Raw genomic sequence first — 15,936 nt, forward strand, 5'->3', positions numbered from 1 at the left:
GCCCGACGCGCGGCCGGCCCGGCCGGTCAGGCTTCGAGCCTCAGCGCCTGGCGCCAGGTGAGCGCGGTCCCGCCCTGCATGACGGCGCGCTGGTAGATGCGCTCGCCGACCCGCAGGAGCCCGTAGGCGGTGACGGCGGTGAGCAGCACCGAGGCGGCCGGCTCCCACAGCGCGACGTCGTCGCTGAGCATCCGCACCGGCATCGCCACCGAGGAGACGACCGGCACGTAGCTGGCCACCGTGAGCCACACGTCCTCGGCGAACAGGCCGGCGAAGAACGCGACCATGATGACGCCCATGACCGGACCGGTGTTGCTCTGGAGGTCCTCGCTGCGCGAGGCGAGCGAGCCGAGCACCGCCCACACCGACGCCAGCGCCGCGAAGCCCGCGACGAAGAAGACGATGAACCAGCCCGAGACGCTGACCAGTCCGCCGAGGTCCGAGGCCAGGCCGGCGACGTTGACCGCCACCAGGGCGACGATGCCGTACAGGAGGATCTGGGCGAGGGCCAGGAGGGAGTTGCCCAGCACCTTGCCGTACAGCAGCTGCCGGATCGGGATGGCGGCGGCCAGGATCTCGACCACCCGGTTCTGCTTCTCCTCGAGGACCGACTGGGCGATGGTCATCCCGAAGATGATCGCCGCCATGTAGAACAGGAAGGCGAAGACGAACGTCGCCGCGTAGATCGTGCCCTCCGGCATGGCGTCGGGGTCGAGCAGCTCCGTGGTGAGCCCCGCACCGGCGGTGAGCTCGTCCAGACTCGTCCCGGCGGCCTCGGCGTTGACGGAGACGACGTAGGTCCGCACGCCCTCGGTGAGCACCGCAGTCAGGGTCTCCCCGACGCCGTCCCGGCCCACCAGCACCCAGTCGCCGTCCTCCGCCAGGAGCGCGGCGTCGGCCTCCTCCGCCTCGACGGCGGCCCGGGCGTCGGCGGGCGAGCCGACCTCGACCGCGGTGAGCGTGTCGCCCTCGAGCCCGGCCGCGGCGGCCTCGACCGCACCGCGCCCCTCCGAGGACGCGACGGCGACCCGGTACTCCTCGGCCCGGCCCTCCATGAAGACGCTCAGGGCGACGCCGCCGGCGATGAGGGCGAGCGTGACGGCGGTCGAGACGAGGAAGTTGCGGTCGGTGAGCTTGACCATGATCTCCCGGACCGTCACCACGACCCACGGCCGCCGCGGAGGGCTGGTGGTTCCGGGCCCGGCGGTGGCGGGAGGTGCGTCGGTCGTCGTGGTGGTCATCGCAGTGCCTCGCGGTAGATCTCGGAGAGGGAGGGGACGATCGGGCTGAACTCGCGCAGACCGCGCTCGACCGCGGCGCGAAGGAGGGGCTCGCGGGCGGCGTCGTCGGCAAGCTCGACGACCGCCGTGGCGCCCTCGACGTCGAGGACCCGGACGCCGGGAGCGCCGCGGACCCAGCCGGCGTCGACGGTGGCCGTGAGCCGGAACCGCAGGGGACCGCCCGAGCGCAGCTGCTCGGCGGGGCCGGCGGCCATCACCCTGCCGTCGGAGAGGATGACGAGGGAGTCGCACAGCCGGTCGACGAGGTCGAGCTGGTGGCTGGAGAAGATGACCGGCACGCCGTCGGCGAGCCGGTCGCGCAGGAGGTCGACCATCGAGTCGACGGCGACAGGATCGAGACCGGAGAACGGCTCGTCGAGGACCAGCGCGACGGGCCGGTGCAGCAGCGCAGCGGCGATCTGGACCCGCTGCTGGTTGCCGAGGGAGAGCGACTCGAGCTTGTCGTGCCGACGGCCGCCGAGCCCGAACCTGTCGAGCAGCCGCGCGGACTCGGCCTGCGCGTCGCGACGGGTCATCCCCCGCAGCTGGCCGAGGTAGGTGAGCTGGTCGGTCACCGGCTGCTTGGGGTAGAGGCCGCGCTCCTCGGGCATGTACCCGAACCTGGCCCGGTCCGCCGCGGTCAGCGCACGCCCGCCCCACCGCACCTCGCCGCCGTGGACGGCCAGGACCCCCATGACCATGCGCATCGTCGTGGTCTTGCCGGCACCGTTGGCACCGACGAAGCCGGTCATGCGGCCGGGCTCGACGGTGAACGTCACGTCGTCGACGACCGTCCGCTCGCCGAAGCGGCGGGTCAGGTGCCGAACCTCGAGCGCGGGCGCCGGGCCGTGCGCTGCGGCTGAACCGTTCATGGTGCTCCTCCAGGTGTGGACCTGTCCTCAGGCTAGGGAGCGGACCGCCGGCCGCGGATCCCTCCCGGGACGGGGATCGCGGTCCCGGCGCTCCCCCGCACGGCGGGGGCCCGCCGCCGGACGCGGCGGAAATCAGCCGGCCAGACCGGTGCGGTAGGCGAAGACGACGGCCTGGACCCGGTCGCGCGAAGCCGTCTTGGCGAGGACGTTCGAGACGTAGGTCTTCACGGTGGACTCCCCGAGGAAGAGCTCGACGGCGATCTCGGCGTTGGACAGGCCGCGCGCGAGCAGTCCGAGCACCTCGCGTTCGCGCGGGGTGAGCGCCTCGATCGCCCGGCGGTCGGCCGGGGCGGGGCCGGGTGGGGCGGTCGGCGGAGCCGTTGCCCCTCCTGCCGGCTCCCGCCGAAGCGCCGGGTGGTCTCCCACGAGCCGGGCGATCACCCGCAGGGTCGCCTCCGGGGCCAGCAGGGCGTGGCCCTCGGCGACGGCGTGGACGGCGTCGACGAGGTCGTCGGGGTCGGCGTTCTTGAGCAGGAACCCGCTCGCACCCGCCGCGAGGGCGTCGAAGAGGTAGTCCTCGCGGTCGAACGTGGTGAGGATGACGACCTTGCCGAGACCGCGCGCGACGATCTCCGCCGTCGCGGCGATGCCGTCCATGACGGGCATCTGGACGTCCATGAGCACGACGTCGGCAGGGGTGCGGGCGAGCACCGCGAGGGCCTCGGCGCCGTCCGCCGCCTCACCGACGACCTCGATGTCGTCCTCGACGGAGAGCACCATGGCGAAGCCCGAGCGCACGAGGGACTGGTCGTCGACGAGGACGACCCGCACGCTCACGAGGCGCTCCGCAGGGGCAACCGGGCGCGCACCCGCCAGCCGCGCGCCCCCTCCCGGGGTCCGATCTCGGCCTCACCGGAGTGGAGCTGCACCCGCTCGCGCAGGCCGCGGAGCCCGTACCCGGAGCCCGCGGTGCCGGGCCGCGAGGCTCCGTCGTCGACGACCTCGACCTCGACCCACCGCGTCGCGGCGGCCGCCGTGCCGGTGCGGACCGTGACGCTCACGCGCGCCGCGGTGGAGTGCCGCCGCACGTTCGCCAGCGCCTCCTGCGCCACCCGGTAGACGCACAGGGCCAGTGGTCCGGACAGCCCCAGGAGGTCGCCCTCCCGCTCCTCCACCACCGTCAGCGTGACCGCGAGACCGGCCGCCCGGTGGGTCTCGGCGAGCTCGGCGAGCTCCCGCAGCCCCGGCTCGGGCGCGCGGCCGTCCTCCCGGCCGGCACCGGTCTCGCTGCGCAGCACGCCGAGCAGCGAGCGCATCTCCGCCACGGCGTCACGGCTGCTCGACTCGATCGTCCGTAGGGCCTGCGCCGTCTCCCCGGGGTCGCGCGGCAGGACCCGCCGGGCGGCAGCGGCCTGGATGCCGATGACCGAGACGTGGTGGGCGACGACGTCGTGGAGCTCCCGCGCGATCCGCAGCCGCTCGTCGACGACGGCCCGCCGGGCGAGCTCGGCCGCCTGCTCGCGGATCTGCGCCGCCTGGGCGGCCAGGCGCTCGCGCTGGAGGGCGCCGCGCCAGGACGAGCGCCCCACGAGGATCGCCCCGCCGAAGTAGGCGAGGTTGACCACCGCGCTGTAGAGCACGGCGGCCGTCAGCTGCGGGAGCGGCCCGTCGGGCTCGCCGTAGTTGGCCGCCGCCTCCTCGAAGCCGGCGGTCACGGTGAAGTACGCGACCACCCACAGCGTCATCGCGAGCAGGACCAGGCCCATCGCGATCCACAGCGGGCGCCGGTCACGCGCCCAGGCCACCGCGGTGTACAGGGCCGTGAAGTAGGCGACCTGGAAGGCGATCTGGAAGGCGGCCTCGGGGCTGAGGTACGACAGCCCCACGAACAGGCCGGAGGATGCCAGGAGGACCGCGAGGGGGTAGCGCCGGCGCGCGGCCAGCGGCAGGATCATCGCGGCGGTGGCGACGTACGCCCGCCAAATCTCCTCACTCTCGTAGCGCATGCCCATGGACTTGGCCACGGCCACCATCGCCAGCGCCACCACGAGGAACGCCAGGGCCCCGGCGACGTCGTTGCGCAGCTGGGCCGGCGTGGGGCCGGGCCGCTCCCACCAGGGGTCCGCCGGGTCGTTGAGCCAGGCGTTGAGGCGGGCGCCGCGCGGGTCTGCCGCGACGTCGCCGAGCCCCTCGACCCCTGCAGGGGCGGACCCGGTGAGCGGGTCCGGCCGCCGGCCGGTGAGCGTGCTGGGCATGGAGCCAGCCTAGTTCGCGGCTCCCGCGCTCCCCCTCCGCCGTCGGAGGGACCGATCAGCGGCCCCTCCTCCGCCGCGAGGGGGAGCGCGGGCGGCGATCAGCCGACCCGCAGCGTGTACGCCGGCACCGTGAGGAAGGTCGGGAACTCCTCCCCGAGGGCGACCTCGGCGAAGAGCTCGGCGGCCTGCACGACCCGCCCGCAGCGCCCGGGATCGCCGGCGGCCTCCGCGGTGAGGGCGGCGGTCTCCTCGTCGAGGACCCCCCGGACGAGCCCGCCGGTGACCGTGACACCCTCGGCGGTGCGGGTGCCGTTGCGGATCCACTGCCACACCTGGGACCGCGAGATCTCCGCCGTCGCGGCGTCCTCCATGAGGCCGCCGATCGCCACGGCGCCGCGACCGCCGAGCCACGCCTCGAGGTAGCGCAGGGCCGCCGCGACGTTGGTCCGGACCCCGGCGAGGGTGACGTGGCCGGGGGTGGCGGCGACGTCGAGGAGGTTCCGGGCGGTGACGTGGACCTCTTCCCGGGTGCGCCACAGCTGGTTCGGGCACCGCCCCAGGACGTCGTCGAACACGTCGCGCACGTAGCCGACCATGCCCGGGTGCGCGACCCACGACCCGTCGAACCCGGCCTTGGCCTCCCGACGCTTGTCGGCGCGCACGAGGGACTCGACCTCGGCGTCGCGCACGGGGTCCTTGCTCGGGATGAAGGCGGACATGCCGCCGATCGCGTGCGCGCCCCGCTTGTGGCAGGTCCGCACGAGCAGCTCGGTGTAGGCACGCATGAAGGGGGCGGTCATCGTGACGTCCGCCCGGTCGGGCAGGACGTAGGCGGGGCCGGAGTCGCGGAACTTCTTGATGACCGAGAACAGGTAGTCCCAGCGCCCGGCGTTGAGGCCGGCGGAGTACTCGCGCAGCTCGTAGAGGATCTCCTCCATCTCGAACGCGGCCATGATCGACTCGATGAGGACGGTGGCCCGCACGGTGCCGCGGGCGATCCCGAGGTCCTCCTCGGCGAAGGCGAAGACGTCGTGCCAGAGCCGGGCCTCGAGGTGGTTCTCGAGCTTGGGGAGGTAGAAGTAGGGCCCCGTGCCCCGGGTGACGAGCTCGGCCGCGTTGTGGAACAGGTAGAGCCCGACGTCGACCAGGCCCGCGACCATCGGCTCACCCCCGACGCGCAGGTGCTTCTCGAGCAGGTGCCAGCCGCGGGGACGCACGACGATCGTGGGCAGCTCCCCCTCCCGCAGGCGGTACTCGCGGCCTTCGGGCGAGGTCCAGGAGATCTCCCGCCGGACGGCGTCGCGCAGGTTGACCTGCCCGTCGATGACGTTGGTGAAGTGCGGGGTGTTGGCGTCCTCGAGGTCCGCGAGCCAGACCCTCGCACCGGAGTTGAGCGCGTTGACGGTCATCTTGCGCTCGGTGGGGCCGGTGATCTCCACCCGCCGGTCGACCAGGCCGGGCGCCGGCGGGACCACCTGCCACGAACGGTCGTCGCGGATGTGGCGGGTCTCGGGCAGGAAGTCGGGCAGCCTGCCGACGACGAGCTGCTGCCGCCGTTCGTGACGGGCGGTGAGCAGCTCGGCTCGGCGGGCGGCGAAGCGGGTGTGGAGCCGGGCGAGGAAGGCCAGGGCCTCCACGGTCAGCACCGTCGTCGCTCCGGGGACGTCGGCGAGGACCTCCACCGCCGGCGTCGGGCGTGGCGTCAGCACCCGCGTCGGGCGTGGCGTCGGGCGTGGCGTCGGGCGTGGCGCCAGGACCGGCGCGGACGGCGGGGTGGACGCGCTGGGGGCGCTCGGGCCGCTGGGGGCGACCACCCGCAGCGGGGCCTGGTCGGCGGTGCGCCGGGGCGGGGCGACGACGAGGCGCGTGGGGGTGGTGCCGGCGGTGGTGGTCATCTCGGTGTCCTTCCGTGCTCGTCGTGCCTAGTGGAACTGCTGCTCCTCGGTGGAGCCCCGCAGCGCGAGGGTCTCGCTGTCGGGGTTGATCGCCGTGGCGACGAGGTCGAAGTACCCCGCGCCGACCTCGCGCTGGTGCTTCGTGGCGGTGTACCCGTGCTCCTCCGCGGCGAACTCCTTCTCCTGGAGCTCGACGTAGGCACTCATCCCTCGCTCGGCGTAGCCGCGGGCCAGCTCGTACATGCCGTAGTTGAGCTGGTGGAAGCCGGCGAGGGTGATGAACTGGAACTTGTACCCCAGCGCCCCGAGGTCCTGCTGGAACGTGGCGATCTGCTCGTCGGTGAGGTTGGCCCGCCAGTTGAACGACGGCGAGCAGTTGTAGGCGAGCAGCTTGCCCGGGTGGCGCTCGTGCACTGCCTCGGCGATCCGCCGCGCGAGGCCGATGTCGGGCGTTGCGGTCTCGACCCAGATGAGGTCGGCGTACGGGGCGTAGGCCAGCGCCCGGGCGATGACGGGATCCGGCCCGGGCTCGGTGCGGTAGAAGCCTTCCGGGGTGCGCTCTCCGGTGAGGAACGGCCGGTCGGTGGGGTCGACGTCGGAGGTGATGAGGTTTGCGCCGAGGGAGTCGGTCCGGGCGACGATCACGGTGGGGACGTCCAGGACGTCGGCAGCCAGGCGGGCGGCAACCAGGGTGCGCACGTGCTGGGAGGTCGGGACGAGGACCTTCCCGCCCAGGTGGCCGCACTTCTTCTCCGCCGCGAGCTGGTCCTCGTAGTGGATGCCCGAGGCGCCGGCGTCGATCATGGCCCGGGCGAGCTCGTAGGCGTTGAGGACCCCACCGAAACCGGCCTCGGCGTCGGCGACGATCGGGGCGAACCAGTCGGTGCCGTCCTGCTCCTCGGACCAGCTGATCTGGTCGGCTCGGCGTAGCGCGTTGTTGATCCGGCGCACGACCGTCGGGACCGAATTCACGGGGTAGAGGGACTGGTCGGGGTACGTCTCGCCCGCCGTGTTGCCGTCACCGGCCACCTGCCAGCCGGACAGGTAGATCGCCTGCAGGCCGGCGCGCACCATCTGGACGGCCTGGTTGCCGGTGATCGCGCCGAGGGCGTGGACGTAGTCCTCGGTGTGCAGCAGCTCCCACAGCCGCTGGGCGCCCCGACGGGCGAGGGTGTGGTCCTCACGCAGCGTCCCGCGCAGCCGCACGACGTCCTCGGCGGTGTAGCTGCGCCGAACCCCCGCCCAGCGCGGGTCGCTCGCCCAGCGACGCTCGAGCTCGGCTGCCTCGGTACGGATGCGCTCGGCGGTCGTCGTGGTGGTCGTGGTGGCGGTCGTGGTGGCGGTCGTGGTGGCGGTCGTGGTGGCGGTCGTGGTGGTCGGTTCCAGGGTGGTGGTCATCGTGTGCTCCTCGATCGGGGCTCGCAGCCCGTGAACTTCTGCGTTCCTCTACTCTGGCGACGTGACGTGGCTCACAGACAGCACTAGGTTGAGTGAAGTTCGACCGATCTTCACGGAGGGAGAAGAAGTGTTGGAGGAGCCGGAGGTAGATCTGCCGACGCTCGGACGCCGCGTCCGGCACGCGCGGCAGCAGGCGGGCCTGACGCTGGCGGACCTGGCGGCGCGCGTGGAGCGGGCGCCCTCCCTGCTCTCGCAGATCGAGAACGGCCGCCGGGAGCCTCGGCTAGCCCTGCTCTCCCACGTCGCCCGGGAGCTGGGCGTCACGGTCGCCGACCTCATGCGTCCCGAGGCTCCGTCCCGGCGGGCCGCGCTCGAGCTGGCGCTCGACCAGGCGCAGGCGCGACCGCAGTATGCGGCGCTGGGCCTGCCGCGGGTGCGGGCCGGCGCGAAGGTGCCCGACGAGGCCCTCGAGGCGCTCGTCGGCCTCCACGAGGAGCTGCAGCGCCGGGCCGAGATCCGCGCGGCCACCCCGGAGGAGGCCCGGCGCGCCAACGCCGCCCTGCGCCACAAGATGCGCGCGAGGCACAACTACTTCGCCCACATCGAGTCGCTGGCGTCCGCGATCTCCGCTGCGGTCGAGCACACCGCAGGCCCGCTCACCGAGCGCGGTGTCGCCGCGGTGACCGCGCACCTCGGCTTCACGCTCCACCGGGTCACCGACCTGCCCCGCTCGACGCGCTCCATCTCCGACCTGCGCAACCGCCGGATCTACCTGCCCGTCGAGGTCCGCGGCGGGCACGACCCCCGCCTGATCGTCCTGCAGACCCTGGGCCACTTCGCCCTGGAGCACTCCGACCCCACGGGCTACGCCGACTTCCTGCGCCAACGCGTCGAGGCGAACTACTTCGCCGCCGCGCTGCTCATGCCCGAGCGACCTGCCGTGGAGTTCCTCGTCGCGGCGAAGGCGGAGCGGTCCCTGGCGATCGACGACCTCCGGGACACCTTCGCCGTCTCCTACGAGACCGCCGCGCACCGGTTCACCAACCTCGCCACCGAGCACCTCGAGCTGCCCGTGCACTTCATGCGCGTCGGTGAGGACGGGGTCATCTACAAGGCGTACGAGAACGACCGGGTGACTTTCCCCACCGACGTCACCGGGGCGATCGAGGGGCAGATCGTGTGCCGGTACTGGGCCTCCCGGCAGGTCTTCCACAACCCCGACCGCTACGCAACGCACTACCAGTACACCGACATGGGGCGCGGGACGTACTGGTGCACCACCCACGTCGAGCGCACCGCGGACGGCGACTTCGCGATCGACGTCGGTGTGCCGTTCGAGCACGTGAGGTGGTTCCAGGGCCGGGAGACGACGCTGCGGGCACGATCGTCATGCCCGGACCCGGCCTGCTGCCGCCGGCCACCGGCGGAGCTCGCCGACCGGTGGTCCACGCACGCCTGGCCGAGCGCACGGGCCCACAGCCACCTCCTCGCCGCCATCCCCCCCGGGACGTTTCCCGGTGTCGACGACACCGAGGTCTACGAGTTCCTCGACCGCCACAGCGTCACCGAGGCGCAGGTGCGGTGAGGCGCCCCACGGGCGGATGCGGCACGGCGCCGCGGATGCGGGATCACCACCGTCTGTCCGACCGCGCCCGTGCCGTCTCCGGCGCGACGAGCAGGTCCCCAGGACGCATGCCCAGGGCCGGGGCGAGCCGGCCGACGTCGTCGAGCGACCAGGGCACCTTGCCGGTGGCCCGCTGGGAGATGGCGGGCCGTGACCGTCCGACGATCTCGCCGAGGTCCTGCTGGGTCAGCCCGCGACGTGCGGCCTCGTAGCGGATGTTGGCCGCGACGACCGCACCCAGGCCCCCAGCCCGGAGGTCCGGCAGGTCGTCGAACAGGCCCTCGTACGCCATGTGCTCATACATCCGTCCTCCGCTCCTCGCACGTGCCTCCACATCAGCATCGCCGAGGACCGCATGCCGTGACGCCCTCGTCCCCAGCCTCCGCAATCAACGACCACCCACAGGCTCGCGGGCCATGGGTGAACGCGCGGACCCGGCGGTTTCGGGAGGAGGCCGACCATCCGTGCCCGAAGCCCCCGCCGCCTCCGGCTCATGACCAGCGACGCAGACAGGGGCACCAGGACGTTGCTCGGAGCGATGTCGGCGATCCGGAATTCCCGTTCGCCCAGACGTCACCCCCGTCCGATGGGTGCTCATCCGTCGGCAGATCGAGCACGGCGAGTCGGCAGATCGGGGCACGCTCAGTCCGCCCCCAGTCCACCCTTGAGCACGCTCCGTCCGCCCCCAGTCCACCCTTGAGCACGCTCCGTCCGCCCCCAGTCCACCCTTGAGCACGCTCCGTCCGCCCCCAGTCCACCCTTGAGCACGCTCCGTCCGCCCCCAGTCCACCCTTGAGCACGCTCAGCACGAACGAACGCCTGCAACGAGATCGAGCGTGGGTGACAGGAACGGACTCGGCGTCCGCTTCGGCGCACACGGTTCTCGATCAGCCGACAGTCCCCGAACCAGCACCCGGACCCGGGCCTTCGACGCAACGGGACCAGGCCGCATCAAGACCCGGGCCACGATCCGACCGGGGCCACAACGAGACACTGCCCGGGACCCTGTGGGTCCCTGGCGCGACGCTGCCTCGGCTGGGACCATCGAGTCATGCGCGGCACCCGCGAGTGGCTCAACCCGCCAGCCGACGTCGTCCAGCACGACGACGCGCTGACCGTCACGGCCGAGCACGGCTCGGACTTCTGGCGCGAGACCCTCTACGGGTTCACGCGGGACTCCGGGCACGCGCTGCTGGTCCCGGTCGAGTCCACCGGCTCGCTGGAGGTCAGCTTCTTCGTGAGCTTCGACGGCCGCTACGACCAGGCGGGACTCATGCTCCGCAACGACGCCGCGCACTGGATCAAGGCCGGGGTGGAGATCACCGACGGCTCCCCGCACGTCGGCGCCGTCGTCACCCACGGCCGCTCGGACTGGTCGCTCGCGCCAGTCCCGGACTGGGCGGGCCGCGAGGTGACGGTACGCGCGAGCTGGGCGGCGGGTGCCGTCACGCTGCGCGCCCGACCACACGGGGAGGCGTGGCGGACGATCCGGGTCGCCCCCTTCGACGTGGGGGCCGCGACGGGCGCCGGCCTGTACCTGTGCGCGCCCGAGCGCGCGGGGACGGTGGTGACCTTCACCGGGGTGCGCCACGGCGAGCCGGACACCGACCTGCACGAGGACCCGCCCGTCCCCTGAGCCGGCGGGCCCAGGCGGAGCCCGGCGGGAGCCCGGCCTGGACCGGGCCGGAGCCCGGCCGGGGCCCGCAGGGTCCTACGGCGCCACGGCGAAGACGCCGTGCGCGCCACGCTCGGCGTCGACCATCGCGTGCGAGACGAACGGGTACGTGCCGGCCTCGGGGAACGTGAGCTCGACGAACCCGCCCTGCGCCGCGACGAGCGGCAGCACCTGTGCTCCACCGGTGGGCTCGCCCGCCGCCTCCGGCCCGCCGAGCAGGTAGGCGCCCTCGGTGTAGACGGTGTCGAACTGACCGCCGACCACGTGGAAGGCGCTGCCGCGGGACGGTCCGGCGTCGAGGACCCATACCCGGACCCGCTCACCCACCCGGGCGACCAGCGGCTCGTGGTCGTACTGGTTGGCATAGCCGTTGAAGACGACCAGGTCCGGCTGCTCGGCACCGATCTTGGTGGCGTCGGCGGGCCCGCCGACCGACCCGAGGTAGACCTCGGACTGGACGAGGACGTACTCACGGTCCACGGGCTCCAATCCGGGCGGGTCGATGATCACCGCACCGAACATGCCGTTGGCGATGTGCATCGACATCGGCATGGTCGAGCAGTGGTACATCCAGATCCCGCTGCGGGTCGCGGTGAACCGGTAGGTGAGGGACTCCCCCGGTGCGATGGTGCGCATGGGCCGGTCCGGTGCGAAGGCGCCGGCGTGGAAGTCGATCGAGTGCCCGATGGTCCCGTCGTTGACGAGGGTGATGTCGAAGACGTCCCCGACCGATCCCCGCAGCGTCGGGCCCGGTGCCGTGCCGCCGAACGTCCACCGTTCCTGCTCGACGCCCGGCGCCACCTCGACCGTGGTCTCGGAGACGGTGAGGGTGACCTCGTGGACCGTCGCGCCCGGCGCCGGCGCCAGGGTGGCGTCGTGGGCGGAGAAGTCCGCTCCGGGGGTGGCCATGAGGTCGAGGAGGTCCGCCGCGGCCGGGCCGTCGGCATTGCTGCCGGAGGGGGCGTGGTCACCGGAGGGGGCGAGATCGCCGGAGGGGGCGAGATCGCCGGAGGCGGCGTGGTCACCGGCGGTGACCGGCTCGCGCGGGACGCCGGAACCGGTGACGACGACGTCCAGGGTCATCCCCATCTGCCGGTGCCCCGCCACGGAGCACCAGCCCTCGAGGTCGGCGCCCACCACCCCTGCCTCGAGCGTCGCTCGCTCGCCCACCCCGAGACGGCCGGTCGTCGCCCCGCTGGCCAGGACGAGGTCGTGCACGTCGGCGCCCGTGTTGGTGAGCTCGATGACGAGCTCGTCGCCGGCGGGGACCTCGACGACATCGGGGACGAACCGCATGCCCTCCACGCGCACCTCGACGGTCGTGGTGCGTCCGGTCGCTGCGACACCGTCCGCGGCCGAGGCCGTGCCGAGCCCGGCCGCGGCGGGGTCGCCCGCGACCCCGAGCACCACCGCGAGGGCGACAGCCGCGGCGCCCCACACCCCGCCGAGCCGGCGCGGCTGCGCCGGCGGGCCCAGCGGCAGGCTCGTGGCGAGCAGGTCGTCGTCGCGGCGGCGGGCAGCCCGGCGGCGCTCGAGGCCCGCACGGGCGAGGAGGACGAGGAACGACGCCAACGCGGCCAGCCCCAGCAGGGAGGTGGTCACCCGCACGAGCGAGGGCAGGGGCAGGACGAAGAGGACGAGGCAGGCGTTGGTCACGACGACCCGCGCGACCGCGGCCCGGTCCATCTCTCGGTTCACGGCCCGCACCACCGACGGTCCGCCACCGAGCATCACGGGCGCGAGGTAGCTGAGGGCGCCGAGCAGCACCTGGGCGGCGAAGCCCACCGCGAACGGGGCCACGAGCGCGCCGAGGCGGTCCGGCACGGCGGCCGGCGCCGGAGCGGTGGCGACGACGACGCCGAGGGCGGCCGCGGTTCCGGCGAGCCACGCCACCGCCGCCGCCGCGGAGAGGGGCGCGAAGGATCGGGGCGGGCTCACCCGGGCAACGGTCACCATCGGCCGGACGAGGACGCCCAGCCCCGTCAGGTAGAGCGCGACACCCGCCGGCACGGCGAGGGCCAGGCCCGCGAGCGCCCCGGCGGCCGCGACGGCGACGCCGGCCAGGAGCAGCCACAGGGCGCGTCCCGCGGCGAGCGGCGCACTCTCGACCATCTTCGTGCGCAGCATCGTCGGCCACAGCACCACGAGTGTGCCGAGGACGGTGAGCCCGACGAACCCCAGCAGCATCACGGTGACGTGCGCCCCGTACAGGCCCGCGTGGGTGGCGGCGTCGGCGCCCGGCCGGGCGAGGAGCACGCCCAGCACGGCACCGGTCGCGAGCGCCCCGGCGGCCGCGAGGTAGTAGCGCGACAGGGCCCCGAACCGGGCCATGAGGGCTCCGCGGCGCTGGCGGGCGATGACCGCGCCGTGCACGAGTGCGGTGGTGGCGACGAGGAGGCCGCCGGCCGTCGTCAGCGTCTCGTGGCCCGTCGACAGCCCGGCGACGACGCCCAGCGCCCCCGCGTTGTGGGCGGCGAGGCGCACCACCATGAACCGCTGGCCGCCGGGGGCGGGCCGGCCGAGGAGGGTGTCGGCGAAGTGGGCGGACCAGATGAGGATCGCGGAGCCGACCGCCCCGAGGAGCAGGAGGTGGGTCATGAGCCACCCGGCACCCGGCACCCAGCGGTGGACGACGGCGACGACGACCGCGGCGACGAGCCAGGCGACGACGACGGCGTTGACGCGCACGTGCCAGGTGCGCCTGTCCAGCCCGGGCGCGCTCATGCCGGGCGCTCCGTGCCGCGCACGGCCGACCACGCGGCCACGGCGACGAAGGCCAGCACCGCCACGATGTTGACGACGCCGCCCGCCTGGACCGCCCAGGTCAGGCCCCGCGCGTCGCCCACCGCCAGGCGCAGGACGAGGGAGGCGTGCAGGAGGACGACCGGCGCGTACATGAGCCGGTGGTAGGGCAGCGGCCGGCGCAGCACCGCGGGGAGGATGACGGGGGCGTGGGCCATGATCATCGGCAGGACGAACCCGAGCATGACGGCGTGGAGGACGGCGTCGTAGGCCGGTCCCTCGACGACCTCCCCGCCCAGCGCCCAGATCGCCCCGGCCACCGCGAGCCACGCGTACCCGGCGAGCAGGCTGACGGCGACGAAGCGCGGCAGACCGGCTCCGGTGACCGTGCGTCGCGCGACGTCGCGCCGGGCCAGCCAGCCGGCCACCCCCAGGAGCGCGAGCCCGGTCAAGGTGTGACCGGCGTCGGGTGCGAGCAGGGAGAGCGCGGCGGCCGCCAGCACGAGGATCGCGAGCGCCGTCGCCGACCGCCCGGCTCCCGGGCTGAGCACGGCGACGCGAGCGAGCTCGAGCCGTTCGCCGAAGATCGTCAGGACGAGGTAGCCGCTCAGCCACGGCACGAGCGAGGGCACCGGGACGCCGCCGGCCCACAGGATCGCCGCGCCGAGCGCCATGACGGCGCCGAGCACCTCGATGGTGACGGCCGGGGCGGGCTGGCGGGCGTGGAGCCGGCCGTACACGGCGAGGGTGAGGACCTGGGCGAGGACGAGCAGGCCCTGGCCCGCCGCGAGGGGAAGGGGAGAGACCAGGGCGAGGACGGCGAGCCCGGACACGGCGGGCGCGGCGTAGCCCCACGGCAGGCCGAGCGCGACCGCCCGCTCCAGCGCGATGACGGTGCCGACGAAGCCGAGCACCATCAGCGGTCCGTGGACGGCGGGCAGCCGCTCGAGCCCGAGGATCGGGCCGACGAGCTGCGGGAGGCCGAGCAGCCCGAGCGCGGCGTCGAGCCCGAGGATCAGGGCGATCCCGCCGGGGGCGAGCAGTGCCCCGCGGAAGGCCGGCCGGCTTCGCCAGGGTCGCACGACCGGGCGGGCGGCCGTGCGCACAGCCGTCGCCGCCGCGGTGCCCGACGTGCCCGTCACGGTGCCGGTCATGCCGGGCCCACCCGCAGGCCCGCGGCGCCGGCGTCGGCCCCGACGTGCAGGAGGCAGGCACCCGGTTCGACGAAGGCCGCCAGGCTCACCTGGCCGGGCTCGACCCCGGACGAGGAGAGGATCTCCCGCGCCATGCCGAGATGGGCGTTGCACACGACCTCCGGCCGCTCCCGCGCCAGCTCGAGCACCGGGCAGCGCCCCAGCCGAACCGTGCTGACGGCGCCGTCGTGGCGGGTGCCGGAGTCGAACCCGGCGCGGTCGAGCATCGCGGCGAGACGGTCGACGGCGTCACGACGCACGCGAGCGGAGGGCACCCGGGCCGCCGGCGTGGCAGGTCCGCCCGTCGGCGTGGCCCGTCCGCCCCTCGCCGCCGCACCTCCCCCGGCGTTCGCAGCACGCCCACCGGCGCCGTCCGCCGTCCGGTCACCGGCCAGCTCGCGGTCGCGCTCGACGATGGCGCGACCCCAGGAGCGGCCGGCCTCGAGCGCGTGGTCGCGCAGCACCGGGCCGTCGGGGACGGTGCGGGTGAGGTAGGAGACGAGCACCCGGGCCAGGACCGCGTACTCCGGGCTCGTGAACGACGCCTCCGGCGCGTAGGTGTAGACCGACGCCGGGCGGCCCCGGCCGGCCGGCGGCAGGTGGTCGCGGCGCGCCAGGCCCGCCCGGGTCAGCGCCTCGAGGTGCTCGCGGACGGTGTTCGGGTGCTGACCGAGCGTCCGGGCCACCCGGGTGACGGTGAGCGGCTCGTCCTGCTCCACCAGCTGGTCGAGGACCGCGCGCCGCGGCTCGGACAGCTGTGCCCGACGGTCGGCGCGGGACGGACGGGGACCCAATTTCTCCACGGTTTGACCGTACAAATTTCGCTCCGCGGAGTCCAGGACCTTCGTCCCGTGCGACCGTGACGAACGCCTCGTTCCGGACACGCTGGTACGGCAAAGGGTAACGATGGAGTAACGATCCCCTTGGGGTGCCGTCAAGGCCTCAGCCGCACGATCGCAACGGAAAACCCCTCTCCGCGCGGTCTCGTGAGCCGGATGAGGG

Annotated in this window: 12 protein-coding genes; 2 read left to right on the forward strand and 10 right to left on the reverse strand. The window is 74.0% G+C overall.

The annotated features are described in order from the left end of the window. Positions 1-26 precede the first annotated feature (26 nt). From EDD32_RS01415 to aceA, 6 genes are all read right to left on the reverse strand, one after another. Entirely contained in the window at positions 27-1,241 is a 1,215-nt protein-coding gene (locus EDD32_RS01415) for an ABC transporter permease (RefSeq protein ID WP_123913969.1), read from the reverse strand. Beyond that, positions 1,238-2,152, reverse strand: a complete 915-nt coding sequence (locus EDD32_RS01420) for an ABC transporter ATP-binding protein (RefSeq protein WP_123913971.1) — start codon at positions 2,150-2,152, stop codon at positions 1,238-1,240. The genes EDD32_RS01415 and EDD32_RS01420 overlap by 4 nt, the downstream gene beginning before the upstream one ends. 132 nt (positions 2,153-2,284) lie before the next feature. Then, on the reverse strand, positions 2,285-2,932 hold the full coding sequence (locus EDD32_RS01425) for a response regulator (RefSeq protein WP_123920041.1): 648 nt from the start codon (positions 2,930-2,932) through the stop codon (positions 2,285-2,287). A 53-nt stretch (positions 2,933-2,985) separates the two neighbouring features. After that, positions 2,986-4,407 (reverse strand): sensor histidine kinase, encoded by a 1,422-nt coding sequence (locus EDD32_RS01430; protein WP_123913973.1) that lies wholly within the window; start codon positions 4,405-4,407, stop codon positions 2,986-2,988. A gap of 98 nt (positions 4,408-4,505) precedes the next feature. After that, positions 4,506-6,113 carry a malate synthase A gene (aceB, locus tag EDD32_RS01435; protein WP_454778683.1) on the reverse strand — a complete coding sequence of 536 codons (1,608 nt, stop codon included), beginning with the start codon at positions 6,111-6,113 and terminating at the stop codon, positions 4,506-4,508. Between the two features lie 216 nt (positions 6,114-6,329). Continuing rightward, the gene (gene aceA / locus EDD32_RS01440) at positions 6,330-7,700 is read right to left on the reverse strand and encodes an isocitrate lyase (protein WP_123913977.1); all 1,371 of its coding nucleotides are present in this window, start codon (positions 7,698-7,700) and stop codon (positions 6,330-6,332) included. 127 nt (positions 7,701-7,827) lie between these two features. Here aceA and EDD32_RS01445 point away from each other — a divergent pair, with 127 nt between their 5' ends. Beyond that, complete coding sequence (locus tag EDD32_RS01445) at positions 7,828-9,285, forward strand: XRE family transcriptional regulator (protein WP_246005919.1); 1,458 nt, start codon at positions 7,828-7,830, stop codon at positions 9,283-9,285. Between the two features lie 43 nt (positions 9,286-9,328). Here the strand turns inward: EDD32_RS01445 and EDD32_RS01450 are convergent, their stop codons facing one another. After that, the gene (locus tag EDD32_RS01450; RefSeq protein ID WP_123913979.1) at positions 9,329-9,628 is read right to left on the reverse strand and encodes a helix-turn-helix domain-containing protein; all 300 of its coding nucleotides are present in this window, start codon (positions 9,626-9,628) and stop codon (positions 9,329-9,331) included. Positions 9,629-10,375: 747 nt separating this feature from the next. Between EDD32_RS01450 and EDD32_RS01455 the strand changes: the two genes are divergently transcribed. Beyond that, complete coding sequence (locus tag EDD32_RS01455) at positions 10,376-10,960, forward strand: DUF1349 domain-containing protein (RefSeq protein ID WP_123913981.1); 585 nt, start codon at positions 10,376-10,378, stop codon at positions 10,958-10,960. Positions 10,961-11,035: 75 nt separating this feature from the next. On the opposite strand, the gene EDD32_RS01460 is transcribed toward EDD32_RS01455, so the two are convergent. Genes EDD32_RS01460 through EDD32_RS01470 form a run of 3 tightly spaced genes read right to left on the reverse strand, consistent with a single transcriptional unit; the run spans position 11,036 to position 15,737 of the window. Further along, positions 11,036-13,723, reverse strand: a complete 2,688-nt coding sequence (locus tag EDD32_RS01460) for a multicopper oxidase domain-containing protein (protein ID WP_211338690.1) — start codon at positions 13,721-13,723, stop codon at positions 11,036-11,038. Beyond that, positions 13,720-14,895: a hypothetical protein gene (locus EDD32_RS01465; RefSeq protein WP_246005920.1), complete on the reverse strand. Its 1,176-nt coding sequence runs from the start codon at positions 14,893-14,895 to the stop codon at positions 13,720-13,722. The genes EDD32_RS01460 and EDD32_RS01465 overlap by 4 nt, the downstream gene beginning before the upstream one ends. Next, positions 14,892-15,737 carry a helix-turn-helix transcriptional regulator gene (locus tag EDD32_RS01470; RefSeq protein ID WP_170175157.1) on the reverse strand — a complete coding sequence of 282 codons (846 nt, stop codon included), beginning with the start codon at positions 15,735-15,737 and terminating at the stop codon, positions 14,892-14,894. The genes EDD32_RS01465 and EDD32_RS01470 overlap by 4 nt, the downstream gene beginning before the upstream one ends. Positions 15,738-15,936: the final 199 nt, after the last annotated feature.

The organism is Georgenia muralis (assembly GCF_003814705.1).
GTDB classification, from domain to species: Bacteria; Actinomycetota; Actinomycetes; order Actinomycetales; family Actinomycetaceae; genus Georgenia; species Georgenia muralis.